The organism is Mycolicibacterium neoaurum, assembly GCF_036946495.1.
GTDB lineage: Bacteria > Actinomycetota > Actinomycetes > Mycobacteriales > Mycobacteriaceae > Mycobacterium > Mycobacterium neoaurum_B.
Window position 1 is genome coordinate 1,597,460 of sequence record NZ_JAQIIX010000002.1, and the last position, 14,068, is coordinate 1,611,527.

12 protein-coding genes are annotated in these 14,068 nt (G+C 68.2%); 7 read left to right on the forward strand and 5 right to left on the reverse strand.

All coding sequences use genetic code 11. The features are described from left to right. Positions 1 to 64: 64 nt before the first annotated feature. Together PGN27_RS13065 and PGN27_RS13070 are read left to right on the forward strand one after the other, a co-directional pair. Positions 65 to 664: a ClpP family protease gene (locus PGN27_RS13065; protein ID WP_335326489.1), complete on the forward strand. Its 600-nt coding sequence runs from the start codon at positions 65 to 67 to the stop codon at positions 662 to 664. Between the two features lie 3 nt (positions 665 to 667). Next, positions 668 to 1,258: a ClpP family protease gene (locus tag PGN27_RS13070; protein WP_335326490.1), complete on the forward strand. Its 591-nt coding sequence runs from the start codon at positions 668 to 670 to the stop codon at positions 1,256 to 1,258. 10 nt (positions 1,259 to 1,268) lie between these two features. Here PGN27_RS13070 and PGN27_RS13075 read toward each other — a convergent pair whose 3' ends face one another. Beyond that, positions 1,269 to 1,595 carry a helix-turn-helix domain-containing protein gene (locus tag PGN27_RS13075; RefSeq protein WP_335326491.1) on the reverse strand — a complete coding sequence of 109 codons (327 nt, stop codon included), beginning with the start codon at positions 1,593 to 1,595 and terminating at the stop codon, positions 1,269 to 1,271. A gap of 236 nt (positions 1,596 to 1,831) precedes the next feature. Further along, a complete protein-coding gene (locus PGN27_RS13080) occupies positions 1,832 to 2,746 on the reverse strand; it encodes a TIGR03564 family F420-dependent LLM class oxidoreductase (protein WP_335326492.1) in 915 nt (304 codons plus the stop codon). On the opposite strand from PGN27_RS13080, the gene PGN27_RS13085 reads away from it, so the two are divergent. Continuing rightward, a complete protein-coding gene (locus PGN27_RS13085; protein ID WP_335326493.1) occupies positions 2,745 to 3,878 on the forward strand; it encodes a TDT family transporter in 1,134 nt (377 codons plus the stop codon). The two genes, PGN27_RS13080 and PGN27_RS13085, sit on opposite strands and share 2 nt — an antisense overlap. 199 nt (positions 3,879 to 4,077) lie before the next feature. Here PGN27_RS13085 and PGN27_RS13090 read toward each other — a convergent pair whose 3' ends face one another. Further along, on the reverse strand, positions 4,078 to 5,388 hold the full coding sequence (locus PGN27_RS13090) for an acetyl-CoA C-acetyltransferase (RefSeq protein WP_335326494.1): 1,311 nt from the start codon (positions 5,386 to 5,388) through the stop codon (positions 4,078 to 4,080). Positions 5,389 to 5,434: 46 nt separating this feature from the next. On the opposite strand from PGN27_RS13090, the gene PGN27_RS13095 reads away from it, so the two are divergent. Further along, positions 5,435 to 6,787, forward strand: a complete 1,353-nt coding sequence (locus tag PGN27_RS13095; RefSeq protein WP_335326495.1) for a 3-oxoacyl-ACP reductase — start codon at positions 5,435 to 5,437, stop codon at positions 6,785 to 6,787. 98 nt (positions 6,788 to 6,885) lie between these two features. Then, the gene (locus PGN27_RS13100; protein ID WP_335326496.1) at positions 6,886 to 7,728 is read left to right on the forward strand and encodes a MaoC/PaaZ C-terminal domain-containing protein; all 843 of its coding nucleotides are present in this window, start codon (positions 6,886 to 6,888) and stop codon (positions 7,726 to 7,728) included. Between the two features lie 71 nt (positions 7,729 to 7,799). Here the strand turns inward: PGN27_RS13100 and PGN27_RS13105 are convergent, their stop codons facing one another. Both PGN27_RS13105 and PGN27_RS13110 read right to left on the reverse strand, forming a co-directional pair. Beyond that, positions 7,800 to 8,399 (reverse strand): TetR/AcrR family transcriptional regulator, encoded by a 600-nt coding sequence (locus PGN27_RS13105; protein ID WP_023985149.1) that lies wholly within the window; start codon positions 8,397 to 8,399, stop codon positions 7,800 to 7,802. A 25-nt stretch (positions 8,400 to 8,424) separates the two neighbouring features. After that, positions 8,425 to 9,579, reverse strand: a complete 1,155-nt coding sequence (locus tag PGN27_RS13110; protein ID WP_335326497.1) for a glycoside hydrolase family 3 N-terminal domain-containing protein — start codon at positions 9,577 to 9,579, stop codon at positions 8,425 to 8,427. Between the two features lie 103 nt (positions 9,580 to 9,682). Between PGN27_RS13110 and PGN27_RS13115 the strand changes: the two genes are divergently transcribed. Next, entirely contained in the window at positions 9,683 to 9,856 is a 174-nt protein-coding gene (locus tag PGN27_RS13115) for a DUF2613 domain-containing protein (RefSeq protein ID WP_019511741.1), read from the forward strand. Then, a complete protein-coding gene (locus PGN27_RS13120; RefSeq protein WP_335326498.1) occupies positions 9,834 to 14,054 on the forward strand; it encodes an alpha-(1->3)-arabinofuranosyltransferase domain-containing protein in 4,221 nt (1,406 codons plus the stop codon). Before PGN27_RS13115 ends, PGN27_RS13120 begins: the two co-directional genes overlap by 23 nt. Positions 14,055 to 14,068: the final 14 nt, after the last annotated feature.

Here is a 14,068-nt window from a genome sequence, read left to right on the forward strand (position 1 = left end):
AAGCCGTTCTGCTCAGAGCAGCGCCGGCTGCGGAAAGTGCTCAGCAGCAGGCAGAGTCGGGGCCATGACCGAGAAACCACCCCTGTTCGGCCGGCAACTACGCGAAGACCTGTACCGCAAAAGGGTTCTCGTCCTCGACGGCGGTCTCGACGACGACAACGGAGCCGTGCTGGTCGCGCAGTTGCTGACGCTGGCCGCCGACTCCGACGACGACATCGCCCTGTGGATTCACTCCCCCGGCGGGTCCGTACCGGCGATGCTGGCCATCCGCGACGTGATGCGGCTGATCCCCGCCGATGTCGCCACCCTTGCCCTTGGGCTGGCCTGCAGCGCAGGTCAATTCCTGCTCTCGGCAGGAACTCCCGGAAAGCGCTTCGCACTGCCACACGCCCGCATCCTGATGCATCAGGGCTCGGCGGGTATCGCTGGATCGGCCGTCGAAGTCGAGGTGCAGGCCGACGATTTGCGACATACCCGCGATACCGTGCTGGGGCTCATCGCCGCCGATACCGGTCAGCCGGTCGACCGCATCTTCACCGACTCGCTGCATGACCGGTGGTTCACCGCCGAGCAGGCGCGCGAGTACGGATTCGTCGACCACATCGTCGGCGACTTCGGCCAGATCGCGCCGAACCGCAAGCAGCGCTTCGGAATCGGGGCATAACAGATGAGCACCTACACCATCCCCAACGTCGTCGCCCGGACTACCGGTGGCGAGCGCATCATGGATGTCTACAGCCATCTGCTCACCGAACGCATCGTCTATCTGGGCACCGCCATCGATTCCGGTGTTGCCAACGCGTTGATCGCGCAGCTGCTGCATCTGGAGGCCGACAACCCCGAGCAGGAGATCGCGCTCTACATCAACTCCGAGGGCGGGGACCTCTCGGCGATGCTCGCCGTCTACGACACCATGCGGTTCATCAAGGCCCCGGTGGCCACGACGTGCATCGGCCAGGCCGTCGCGACCGGCGCGGTGCTGCTCGCCGCAGGCGCACCGGGACGACGAGCGGTGCTCCCCCACTCCCGAGTAGTGCTGCATCAGCCGGCCGCCCAGGGCCGAGGCACCATCCCCGACCTGATTCTGCAGGCCGACGAGGTGGTGCGTACCCGTAATCAGCTGGAGGCGATCCTGGCCCGGCACACCGGCCGCAGCACCGAGCAGCTACGCCATGACACCGACCGCGACCGGGTGTTCGACGCCGACGAGGCGGTGGCCTACGGGCTTGCCGACCGGGTGCTGCAGGAACGCGCCTAAGTGTCGTGACCTAGGCCGCCATCCGCACGGTGCCGTCGCCGGGACGAACCTGAGCACGGATGAGATCGGCCGAGATACCGCCGAGCAGACGACCCAACCCGATACCGAGCGCTCCGCACACCGCGGCGATCATCTCGCTCGACGGTTCCTTGCGGCCCCGCTCGATCTCGGAGAGGTATTGCGGGGACACCCCGGCGCGCCCAGCCACATCCACCAGTCGCTCTCCCTTGGCGCGGCGGGTATCGCGCAGCCGACGACCCAGCACCTCGCGCCACAACGGCTCCGGCGTGCGGTCCGCCTCAGCGCGGTTCGGATCGAACGGGATGACCTGGCCCATGACAGCATCCTTGCCACCGACACGACGACGCGCGCGTGTGTTCACCACCGGCTGAACGCATGAGGGCGGGTTCGGGAGGACATTCGGTTTCTCAACCTGAGGGCGTCAACTCATACCTGGCGGTATCTCGCGCGGCCGGTGTTTCACCTCTTACCCGGCTCTTTCGGATCAGTCACTCCCGAACCCGTCGTGAAACCGACTGTACGCCCGTGACCAAGATCACACCAGAGCGAATTTCAGGCCTTGTCCAGCCGACGCAGCAGGGCCCGGGTATGGTCCCTGACCTCGGGTGATCGGTCGAAGACGACGCCGACGTACTCGTCGACACCGGCGGCGGAGAGCTCGTTGATCCTCGCGGTCACCGTGGCCTCGTCTCCGATCAGTGCGGCGTCGGCGGGCCCGGCATAACCCTCACGATCGAGCATGGCGCGGTAGGACGGGAGGTGGCCGTACATGGCGAACTGCTCGGCCGCCTGGGCGCGGGTGCCGTCGACATCATCGGTGACGGCGACCGGGAGGGCGGCCACCACCCGAACCGGTCGCCCGTCGGCGGCTGCCCGCAGTCCGGGGCCGACGTGTTCGGACAGCGTCTTGGGTCCGGTCATCCAGGTGACCGTGCCCGCCGTGCGCCGGCCGGCAATCTTGAGCAACTGCGGGCCGAGCGCGGCGATGTATACCGACGGAGCCGGCGCGCCGGGCACCTGCACCGCGCCCCGGGTCGTGTAGATCTCGCCGGCGGCGTCGGCGGGCTCACCGGCCAGCAGCGGCAGCAGACCGTCGAGATACTCGTTGAGCCTGCGCACCGGACGGTCCCACGCAATCCCCCACATGCCCTCGGTGACCGCTGCGTGGGTCATGCCCAGACCCAGGATGAACCGTCCCCCGGATATCAGGCTCAGCGTCAGCGCCCGCTGCGCCAATTGCATCGGGTGCTGATTCTGGATCGGCACCACACCGGTGCCCACCTCGATGGTGTCGACCTCGCGCAGCGCCACCGCGAGCACTGTCAGCAGATCGGGTTCGTACGGCATTTGCGTCATCCAGATGCGGCGGAACCCCTCGTCACGCAGTTGGGCGAATTCCGACACGACACCGTCGATGAGGGACGTGCCACTCGATCCGGACAACGACCCGAGGATGCTGATCTCCATGACGCCAATCATGCCGGGTAGGTCGACGGCAGAACCTGGGACTCGGCTGGGCAACTTTGGACCCAACTGGTTCTCCTCGGTGATGGGCACCGGGATCCTGGTCGTTGCGGGCGCCACGCTTCCCGTGCACGTGCCGGGTTTGCGGGTGTTCACCGAGATCGCCTGGGTGGCCGCCGCGGCCCTGCTGGTAACTCTGATCATCGCGGTCAGCGTGCAGTGGTTCCGCCATCCCACGGTCGCCCGCGGACACGTGCGCAACCCGCAGATGGCGCACTTCTACGGCGCGGCCCCGATGGCTTTGATGACGGTCGGCAGTGCCACCATGCTGGTCGGCACGGATCTCATCGGCGAGCGGCTGGCCGTCGACATCAACTGGGTGCTGTGGTCGGCCGGCACGATCGGCGGCCTCTACACCGCGGTATCGATTCCCTACCTGATGTTCACCCAGCTCAACGTCGGTCCGGATGCCGCGTTCGGGGGATGGCTGATGCCGGTGGTGCCACCGATGGTCTCGGCGGCCGGTGGCGCGATGCTGTTACCGCACATGGCGCCGGGCACCGGTCGGACCACCATGTTCTTCGGCTGTCTGGCCATGTTCGGGCTGTCGCTGGTCGCGGCGCTGATCATCATCACGATGATCTGGAGCAGGCTGGCGCTCTACGGGACGTCGGGGACCGCGCGGGTGCCGACGCTGTGGATCGTCTTGGGTCCGCTCGGGCAATCGGTGACGGTGGCCGGATTGCTGGCCACCCACGCCCATCTGGCGGTCGCACCCGAACTTGCGGCCGGAGTCGGGATCTTTTCGATCCTGTTCGGCGTCCCGGTGTGGGGTTTCTGCGTGCTGTGGATCGCGCTGGCCACCGCGTTGACGATCCGCACCCTGCGCCGCGGAATGCCGTTCGCCCTGACCTGGTGGAGCCTGACCTTCCCGGTCGGCACCTTCGTCACCGGCACCACCCAGTTGGCCGTCCACACCGGACTGCCTGCCTTCGAGGTGGCGGCGGTGCCGGCCTATGCCGGGCTGCTGTGCACGTGGGCGCTGGTCGCGGTGCGGACCACCCGCGGCAGCCTGGCCGGGAGCCTGTTCGCGCCGGCCGGGGCGGGCCCGATCACGGCGTCGAAGGATCCCTAGCAGCCTAGAAAAGTAAGAGCCCCGTGTTGCCGTCGGGTCGGGGGGTCAGACGGCAACACGGAGCTATCCCATGTATCGACAGCGCTCCGGCGGGCGTTACAGCGATCGAGAAGTTTTTTCCGAAAAACTTTTCCCGGCTCGCCGAACGATGGAAAAGACCAGTTCGTCCGGTATTTCCGCCGAGGTGCCAGGTACGGTCTCAGGCCTCCAGGATGGCCGTCACGCCCTGTCCACCGGCGGCACAGACCGAGATCAGGCCGCGCACCGGCTGTCCGGTCGCTCCCCCGTTTTCTTCTTTCCTCTGCTTGAGCTGCTTGGCCATCTGAGCGACGATGCGCCCACCGGTCGCCGCGAACGGGTGCCCCGCCGCCAGCGAAGAACCGTTGACGTTGAGCTTGGCGCGGTCGATGCTGCCCAACGCCTTGTCCAACCCGAGCCGGTTCTTGCAGTAGTCGTCGGACTCCCAGGCGGCCAGGGTCGCCAGCACCACCGACGCGAAGGCCTCGTGGATCTCGTAGAAGTCGAAATCTTGCAGGGTGAGGCCGTTCCGTGCGAGCAGCCGCGGCACGGCGTAGGTCGGTGCCATCAGCAGCCCGTCGGAGCCGTTGACGTAATCCACGGCGGCGGTTTCCCCGTCGACGAAGTAGGCCAGCACCGGGATGTCGTGCGCCGCGGCCCACTCCTCCGAAGACAGCAGCGCCACCGACGCACCGTCGGTCAGCGGGGTGGAGTTACCGGCCGTCATGGTGGCGTCGCCGTTGCGGACGCCGAAGACGGGCTTGAGCTTGGCCAGCTTCTCGGCCGACGAATCGGGGCGCAGGTTGTTGTCCCGGTAGACCCCCAGGAACGGGGTCACCAGATCATCGAAGAACCCACGGTCGTACGCCGCGGCCATGTTCCGGTGACTGGCGGCTGCCAGCTCGTCCTGGTCGACGCGCTTGATGCCCATCTGCTTGGCGGTGATGGCCGCGTGCTCACCCATCGACAGTCCGGTACGGGGCTCGCCGTTGGTGGGGATCTCGACACCCAGCGCGGCAGGGAGCTTGCCGACGAGCTTCAGGCGGTCGGCGGTCGACTTTGCGCGGCGCAGGCTCAACAGCACTCCGCGCAGGTCGTCGCCGAACGCGATGGGCGCATCGGAGGTGGTGTCCACGCCACCGGCCGCGGCGACCTCGTAGCGACCCATGGCGATGCCATCGGCCGCTGCGATCGCGGACTGCAGGCCGGTGCCACACGCCTGCTGCAGGTCGAAGGCCGGCGTGTAGGGCGACAGGGAGCTGCCCAGCACGCTTTCACGCATCAGGTTGAAATCGCGGCTGTGCTTGAGCACTGCGCCGCCGATGACGGCGTCGAGCTTCTCCCCCTTGAGGTTGAAGCGGTCGGCGAGCCCGTCCAGGACGGCGGTGAACATGTCTTGGTTCGAGGCGTTCGCATAGGCGCCGTCGGAACGAACGAAGGGGATCCGGTTTCCGCCGAGCACGGCGACGCGGCGAGAATTCGTGTTAGCCATATCCCAATGTTACCCACAGTTCTTACTCTGGAGTAAGTTAGTACCCATGGCATCCGACCTGTTCTCCCAAGTGGTCAATTCCGGGCCCGGATCGTTCCTGGCCAAGCAACTCGGCGTCCCGCAGCCCGAAGAGCTGCGTCGCTACCGTCCTGGACAGCCGCCGCTGAACGGCTCGCTGCTCATCGGAGGGTCCGGACGCGTCGTCGAGCCCCTGCGTGCGGCGCTGGCCGACGACTACGACGTCGTCTCCAACAACATCGGCGGTCGCTGGGCCGACAAGTTCGGCGGACTGGTGTTCGACGCGACCGGCATCAGTGAGCCGTCCGGGCTCAAGGAGCTCTACGAGTTCTTCACCCCGGTACTGCGCAACCTCGGCGCCTCGGGGCGGGTTGTCGTGATCGGCACCACGCCGACCGAGACGGCGACCCCGCACGAGCAGATCGTGCAGCGCGCACTGGAAGGGTTCACCCGGTCGCTGGGCAAGGAGCTGCAGCGCGGCGCCACCGTGTCGCTGGTGTACCTGGCCGCCGACGCCGCCTCCGGTGTGGGCGGTCTGGAATCGACCATGCGCTTCATCCTCTCCGGCAAGTCCGCCTATGTGGACGGCCAGGTGTTCCGGGTGGGTGCCGCCGACTCGACCGCTCCCGCCGACTGGGACAAGCCCTTGGCCGGCAAGGTCGCCGTGGTGACCGGCGCCGCCCGCGGGATCGGTGCGACCATCGCCGAGGTGTTCGCCCGCGACGGTGCCGCCGTGGTGGCCGTCGACGTGCCCTCGGCCGAGGATGCGCTCAAGCAGACCGCCGAGAAGGTGGGCGGCACAGCGCTGGCACTCGACGTCACCGCCGCCGATGCGGTCGACCAGATCGTCGCCCACCTCAAGGACCACCACGGGGGCACGCTCGACGTACTGGTGAACAACGCCGGCATCACCCGCGACAAGCTGCTGGCCAACATGGACGACTCCCGCTGGGATTCGGTGATAGCGGTGAATCTCGTTGCCCCGCTGACCCTCACTGAAGGCCTGGTGGCCGCCGGTGCGCTCGCCGACGGCGGTCGGGTCATCGGGTTGTCCTCCATGGCCGGTATCGCGGGCAACCGTGGCCAGACCAACTACGCGACGACCAAGGCCGGCATGATCGGCATCGTCGACGCGTTGGCGCCGAGCCTGGCCGACAAGGGCATCACCATCAACGCCGTCGCCCCGGGGTTCATCGAGACCAAGATGACCGAGGCGATCCCGCTGGCCACCCGCGAGGTCGGTCGGCGGTTGAACTCGCTGTTCCAGGGCGGCCAGCCGGTGGATGTCGCCGAGGCGATCGCCTATTTCGCCAGCCCGGCCTCGAATGCCGTCACCGGCAACACGATCCGGGTCTGCGGCCAGGCCCTGCTGGGAGCGTGATGAGCGCTTGCGCGAAGAACCGAGAGCACCGATGAGCGCTTGCGCGAAGAACCGAGAGCACCGATGAGCGCCTGCGCGAAGAGTGGGAGGTACTGACGATGTCCCAGCCCAGCGGTCTGTTGAACATGGCCCGTGCGGTCGCCGGGGCGCTGCCGTTCGTCCCGCGCGCGGGTGGTCTGCCCGACCGCACGGTGCACGTGCCGGAGCTGCGCATCGATCCGGCCAATGTGGCCGCCTACGCCGGGGTGACCGGATTGCGCTTCGGCGATACGGTGCCGTTGACGTACCCGTTCGCTCTCACCTTCCCGAGTGTCATGTCGCTCGCTACGGGGTTCGATTTCCCGTTCGCGGCAATGGGTTCGGTGCACACCGAGAACCACATCACGCAGTACCGGCCGATCTCGGTCAGCGACACCCTGGACGTCCGGGTGCACTCGGAGAACCTGCGTGAGCACCGCAAGGGTCTGCTGGTGGACATCATCACCGAGATCAAGGTGGGCTACGACCTGGCGTGGCGGCAGACCACGACCTTCCTGCACCAGCAGCGCACCAGCCTGTCCGACGAGCCGCGCCCCGAGCCGCCCAAGCAGCCGAAACTGCCGCCGCCCAACGCGGTGCTGAGCATCTCTGCCGGGCAGATCCGCTCCTACGCGGCCATCGGTGGTGACCACAACCCGATCCACACCAGCACGGTGGGCGCCAAGCTGTTCGGTTTCCCGACCGCCATCGCACACGGGATGTTCAGTGCCGCTGCGGTACTGGCGAACATCGAGGGTCAGCTACCCGATGCGGTGACGTATTCGGTGCGGTTCGGCAAGCCGGTGCTGCTGCCCGCGAAAGCCGGGTTGTATGTCGAGAGCGTCGACGGCGGCTGGGAGCTGGCCTTGCGACACCTGTCCAAGGGGTACCCGCACCTGACCGCGACGGTCACCGCGCTCTGAACCGGCGGCGCCGAATCTGAGGACGATCACGCGAAAGCATCGAATTCGCGCCATCGTCTTCAGATTCGGCATCAGCCGGGGGTCGGCCTGCCCTTCAGACCGCGCCAGAACAGATTGATCATCAGCTCGGTCGCCTCGGCCACATCGGCATCCCCGGAGCTGACCCGGTCGGCGATCGCCTCACCGGCGCCCACCAGCGCCACCGCCATCATGTTGAAGTCGGCATCCGGTTCCGGATTGCGCGTCCCCGATTGCAGCAACCTGCCGACCAGATCGATGATCCGCTCGCGCCCCTCACGCACGGTGTGGGCGAAAGCCTGCGAGCTGGTGGCCTGGCTGTACAACACGATCCAGGACGCGCGGTGGGCGTCGATATAGCCGAGGAAAGCTCGAACGGCGTTGCTCAACATGTCTTTTGGGCTCAGCGTGAAGTCGATCTTGCCGCGCACCTCGTCGACGAAACGGTTCAGCTCGCGGTCCAGGCATGCCCCGAACAGGTCCTCTTTGGACCCGTAGTAGAGATAGAGCATCGGCTTGGAGATCTGCGCCTCGGCCGCGATGGCATCCATCGACGTCTCGTGATAGCCGTTGATGGAGAACATCTGCACCGCGGCGTCGAGCATCTGCTGCTCGCGCACCGCGCGCGGCAAGCGCTTCGTTCCTCCGGCCATCGGAACAGATTACGGCCGAACGGGCCTAGCAGTTGGGATTGGGGCCCTTGGACGCCGCCACCCGCCGCAACGAATCGTCCACCTTCGCCTGCGACAGCTCACCCGAGGCGACGGCCTGCTCGAGGCGGTCCAGCACTGCGGGAACCTCGGCGGTGGTGATCCACAGGGCGATATCCGCACCCGCCTGCAGCGATTTCAGCACCGCCTCGGCGACGCCGTATTGCTGGTTGATCGCCGCCATGCTCGACAGGTCGTCGGTGAACACCACGCCGCCGAACCCGAATTCGTTGCGCAGCAGGCCATAGGCCGCGGGGCTGAGGCTGGCCTGCTCACTGCCGGTCAGTCCGGGCACCTGCATGTGACCCACCATCACCGCCACCGGCGGCTGGTTGACCAACGTGCGGTAGGGCACCAGATCGCTGGTCTGCAGTTCGGCCAGTGGCGGGGTCGACACCGCACCGGTGTGGGAATCGCCCGCCGCGCGGCCATGCCCGGGGAAATGCTTGAGCACCGGCAGCACGCCGGCATCGCGCAGACCGCGGGCGTAGGCGCCGGCGTACTGGGTCACCGTCTCGGGATCGTCACCGAACGACCGATCGCCGATCGCGGCGCTCTCCTGCGTCATATCGACCACGGGCGCGAAATCGACGGTGATGCCCAGTCCACGCATGGCCCGGCCGCGTTCCAGCGCGATGCCGTACACCTCGTCGGGAGTCTTGGTCTCGGCGAGCACTCGGGCCGGGGGCTGGCTGCCGATCAGCCCGGACAACCGCGAAACCCGGCCGCCCTCCTCGTCGACGCTCACCCCGAGCGGCAGGGCCGTCGCCGATGCCGCGATCTGTGCCAGCGGCGCACCCAGCATGGACTTGTCGGTCCAGCTGCCGATCATGATCCCGCCGACCTTGTGATCGGTCACCGCGGACTGCGCATCGGCGGCGTTGCTGACGCCCACCATCAACAGCTGGGCCAACTTGTCGCGGGTGGACAGCGAGGTGATATCACCGCACACCTGCGGGCCAGGAGCGGCAGGCAGCGGCCGGTCCAGCGAGGCGTTGGTCGGTGTCGCGGCGCTGCTCTGGGGCTCGGGTGCCGTGGCGGTGTCCTCCGTTGCGGCCGGCGCGCAGGCCATCAGCAGTGCGGACAATGCGGTCAGGGCACCCAGGGTGCGTGACGTCGACATGGGTCCCCACAGTAACGCGGTGCCGCAATCCGGGGGCCCGGGCCGCCGGGACGCCGGTTCGGGCAGCACTCGACCGCGCGTCGCGGCGTGCTAGGTTGGCCGCATGGATCGGTTCGTCGTGCCCGCCGCCGCCAGCCTGGTGGTCGGCCTTCTCCTCGGCGCGGCCGCCATCTTCGGCGTGACCCTGATGGTCCAGCAGGACACCAAGCCCCCCGTGCAGTCCGGGGATCCGGCGTCGTCGGTGCTCAACCGCGTTGAATACGGCGACCGGGCCTAGCCCGGGCGCGCCCCTCGCCGACACAGCAGTATCGCGGCGGTGGCTTTGGCTGGTCGGAACGTTCTTCCTGGTTCTGACCTTCCTCCAAGCCCCCGGACGCATCGCGCCGGATACCAAACTCGATCTCACCGCCAATCCGCTGCGCTTCCTGGCCCGGGCGGGCGATCTGTGGAACAGCGAACTGCCGTTCGGGCAGGCGCAGAACCAGGCCTACGGCTACCTGTTCCCGCACGGTGCGTTCTTCCTGGCCGGTGACGTCCTCGGCGTCCCAGGCTGGGTCACCCAGCGCCTGTGGTGGGCACTGCTGCTGACGGTCGGCTTCTGGGGTCTGCTGCGGGTCGCGGAGGCGCTCGGTATCGGCACGACCACCGCACGCGTCATCGCTGCGGGCGCATTCGCCCTCTCCCCCCGGGTGCTGACGACGCTCGGTGCGATCTCCTCCGAGACGCTGCCCATGATGTTGGCTCCGTGGGTGCTGCTGCCGGTGATCTACGTGCTGCGCGGCGATCCGCGGGTCCGATTGCTGGCGGCCCGCTCGGCAGCTGCCGTCGCGCTGATGGGCGCGGTCAACGCCGTGGCGACGCTCACCGGGTGCCTGGCCGCCATCATCTGGTGGGCTGCGCACAAACCCAACCGACACTGGTGGCGATTCACCGGGTGGTGGCTGGGTTGCACCCTCCTCGCGGTCACCTGGTGGGCGGTCGCGCTGGTGCTGCTGGGTCGGATCAGCCCACCCTTCCTGGACTACATCGAATCCTCGGGGGTGACAACGCGGTGGCTGTCGCTGACCGAGATGCTGCGCGGCACCGACAGTTGGACACCGTTCGTCGCGCCGACGGCAACGGCCGGTTCGCCACTGGTGACCGGATCGGTCGCGGTGCTCGCCACCACGCTGGTCGCGGCCGCCGGGCTGGCGGGGCTCGCGATGCGCAACATGCCCTCCCGCGGTCGGCTGATCCTCATCCTCTTCGTCGGTGTCACCGCATTGGCGGTCGGCTATTCCGGTGGGCTCGGATCACCGATCGCCGCCGGAGTCCAATCGTTCCTCGATGCCGACGGCACGCCGCTGCGCAACGTGCACAAGCTCGAGCCACTGCTGCGGTTGCCGATCGCCCTCGGCCTCGCGCACCTGCTCGGCCGGATCCCGCTGCCGGGCAGTGTGTCCCGTCGTACCTGGATCGGCGCCCTCGCCCACCCGGAACGCGATCGACGAGTCGCGGTGGGCATCGTGATCCTGACCGCGCTGGCGGCGGGGACCTCGCTGGCCTGGACCGGCAGGCTCACCCCGCCGGGAAGCTTCGAGGCGATCCCGGCGCACTGGCACGACACCGCGGCATGGCTCGACGAGCACAACACCGACGGGGGACGGGTCCTGGTGGCGCCCGGCGCTCCGTTCGCCACCCAGGTGTGGGGTAACAGTCACGACGAGCCGCTGCAGGTGCTCGGCCACAGTCCCTGGGGAGTGCGCGATTCCATACCCCTCACGCCACCGGAGACCATCCGTGCCCTCGATTCGGTACAGCGGCTCTTCGCGGCCGGAAGACCGTCCGCGGGCCTGGCCGATATCCTTGCCCAGCAGAACATCTCGTTCGTGGTGGTCCGCAACGACCTCGACCCGGAGACCTCGCGCTCGGCCCGTCCACTGCTGGTACATCGGGTGATGGACAACTCTCCCGGACTGAGCAGGGTCGCCGAGTTCGGTGATCCGGTCGGCCCCGGCACCCTGGACGGGTTCGTCAGCGACAGCGGTTTGCGCCCGCGCTATCCGGCGGTCGAGATCTACCGCGTCGACGACGCCCGCCCAGGTCCGTATCTGACCGATGCCGACGCGCTCGCCCGTATCGACGGTGGCCCGGAAGCACTGCTGCGCATTGCCGAACGGCGGCGGCTGGCCGGCCTGCCGCCGCTCGGGCCGATGCTGCTGACCGCCGACGCCCAACGCGCGGGCCTGTCCACCCCGCTGGTCACCGTCACCGATACCCCGGTGGCCCGCGAGACCGACTACGGGCGGGTGGACAACCACTCCTCGGAGATGCGCGCGGAAGGCGATCTGCGGCACACCTTCAACCGGGTGATGGATTACCCCGCCGGCACCGACCCGCTGTACGCCCGCTGGGAGGGCGCTCGGCTCAGCGTCTCCAGCTCCGCTGCGGATTCCACTGCGCTGCCCGATGTCTCGCCCGCCGCGGGCCCGGCTGCGGCCATCGACGCGGATTCCTCGACCAGCTGGGTGTCCAGTTCCCTGCAGAGTGCGGTGGGCCAATGGATGCAGATCGATTTCGACAATCCGGTCACCAATGCCGCGATCACGATCACCCCCAGCGCGACGGCCGTCGGCGCGCAGGTGCGCCGCATCGAGGTGTCCACCGTCAACGGCAGCACCACCCTGCGCTTCGATCAGCCGGGCAAACCGCTTGCCGCCGCTCTGCCGTTCGGTGAGACACCCTGGGTGCGGATCACCGCCGTCGGCACCGACGATGGCTCGCCCGGTGTCCAGTTCGGCATCACCGACCTGACCGTCACCCAATACGACGCATCGGGTTTCGCACATCAGATACCGATTCGACGAACCCTCGATGTGCCCGGTCCGCCCCCGGGAGCCGCGGTGGCCCAATGGGATCTGGGCTCGGAGCTGCTGGGCAGGCCCGGCTGCGCGGACGGCCCGGAGGCGGTGCATTGTGCCGCGACCATGGGCCTGTCACCCGAGGAACCGGTCAATCTCAGCCGTACCTTGACCATTCCGACCGACACCGAAGCCACCCCCACGGTGTGGGTGCGGGCCCGGCAGGGGCCGCGGTTGGCCGATCTCATCCACCAGCCCGGAACCGCGAGGGCCTCAGGCGAATCCGATCTGATCGATGTTCTCGGCTCCGCCTACGCCGCCACCGACGGTGATCCGCGCACGTCCTGGACCGCGCCCCAGAACGGTGTCGCACTGCGCAAACCGGCGACCCTGACCGTATCGCTGCCCCGTCGTACCGAGGTCGCGGCACTGACCCTCACCCCGAGTCGGGCCGATGTGCCTGCCCATCCCACCCTGGTCGCGGTCGACCTCGGTGCCGGACCCCAACTGCGCCGGCTGACCGGTGACGGACCCCAGACCATCGACCTCACACCCACGGTGACCGACACCGTGACGCTGTCGATACTGGACTGGCGCGATGTCATCGACCGCACGGCACTGGGATTCGATCAGCTCAAGCCACCGGGGCTGGCCGAGGTGCAGGTGCGCGATGCGGCGGGCCGACCCATTGCCGCGGCCGATTCGGCCGACCGCGACCGTCCCATCGAGGTTCCGTGCGGGCGCGGACCGATCATCGGCGTGGCCGGGCAGTTCGTCCAGACCTCGGTACGCACCACCGTCGGCGCGCTGTTGGACGATGACCCCATAGCCGCCACACCATGTCGAACCGGTTCCATCTCATTGCCCAAGGGGCAGCAGGAACTGGTGATCAGCGCCGGTGAGACGTTCGTGGTGGACGGCATCGTACTGAGCACCCCCCGTGCCGCCGAAGTGCGTCCCGCGCAGGTGGTTCCGGCCGACATCAGCGCCTGGACCGCTGGCCATCGCGAGGTGCGACTGCAGGCTGCGGACCGCGACCGGGTGATTGTCGTCCCCGAGAGCCGCAATCCCGGCTGGGTCGCTCACACCGAGGACGGGACGGCGCTGCGTGCGATCACCGTCAACGGATGGCAACAGGGGTGGATCGTCCCGGCGGGCACCCAGGGCACGGTGACCATGACCTTCCCGTCGAACCTGACCTACCGGGTCGGGCTGTTCGGCGGGTTGGCCCTGTTGCCGATATTGGCGCTACTGGCCCTGTTGCCGAGCCGGCGACTGGTTGCCGCCCAGCCCGTTTCGACCTGGCAACCCCGTCCGGCGATCCTGGCCGCGGCCGCGGTCGCGGTGGGCACGCTGATCAGTGGTGTCGCCGGTGCGGTCGTGTTCGCCGCGGCGATCGGGGTTCGCCATCTGCTCGCCCGGCGGACCGAACTGGCCGAGAAGGTGACCGTCGGTTTCACCGCCGGTGGCCTGATTGCGGCGGGGGCGGTGCTGTCGCGCAATCCCTGGCGCTCGGTGGACGGGTACATCGGCCATTCCGCCGGTGTACAGCTACTAGCGCTGATCTCGGTGGCGGCGTTGGCCGCATCCACGGTGACATTCGGCCGAGGGCCGGGACGCGACGTAACGGGATGACGACCTACGTCAAG

What these genes read in the sequence shown, in the direction of transcription:
- PGN27_RS13065 (WP_335326489.1), top strand. Translation starts at nt 65, where the DNA reads ATGACCGAGAAACCACCCCTGTTCGGCCGGCAACTACGCGAAGACCTG.
- PGN27_RS13070 (WP_335326490.1), top strand. Translation starts at nt 668, where the DNA reads ATGAGCACCTACACCATCCCCAACGTCGTCGCCCGGACTACCGGTGGC.
- PGN27_RS13075 (WP_335326491.1), bottom strand. Translation starts at nt 1,595, where the DNA reads ATGGGCCAGGTCATCCCGTTCGATCCGAACCGCGCTGAGGCGGACCGC.
- PGN27_RS13085 (WP_335326493.1), top strand. Translation starts at nt 2,745, where the DNA reads ATGACGCCAATCATGCCGGGTAGGTCGACGGCAGAACCTGGGACTCGG.
- PGN27_RS13080 (WP_335326492.1), bottom strand. Translation starts at nt 2,746, where the DNA reads ATGGAGATCAGCATCCTCGGGTCGTTGTCCGGATCGAGTGGCACGTCC.
- PGN27_RS13090 (WP_335326494.1), bottom strand. Translation starts at nt 5,388, where the DNA reads ATGGCTAACACGAATTCTCGCCGCGTCGCCGTGCTCGGCGGAAACCGG.
- PGN27_RS13095 (WP_335326495.1), top strand. Translation starts at nt 5,435, where the DNA reads ATGGCATCCGACCTGTTCTCCCAAGTGGTCAATTCCGGGCCCGGATCG.
- PGN27_RS13100 (WP_335326496.1), top strand. Translation starts at nt 6,886, where the DNA reads ATGTCCCAGCCCAGCGGTCTGTTGAACATGGCCCGTGCGGTCGCCGGG.
- PGN27_RS13105 (WP_023985149.1), bottom strand. Translation starts at nt 8,399, where the DNA reads ATGGCCGGAGGAACGAAGCGCTTGCCGCGCGCGGTGCGCGAGCAGCAG.
- PGN27_RS13110 (WP_335326497.1), bottom strand. Translation starts at nt 9,579, where the DNA reads ATGTCGACGTCACGCACCCTGGGTGCCCTGACCGCATTGTCCGCACTG.
- PGN27_RS13115 (WP_019511741.1), top strand. Translation starts at nt 9,683, where the DNA reads ATGGATCGGTTCGTCGTGCCCGCCGCCGCCAGCCTGGTGGTCGGCCTT.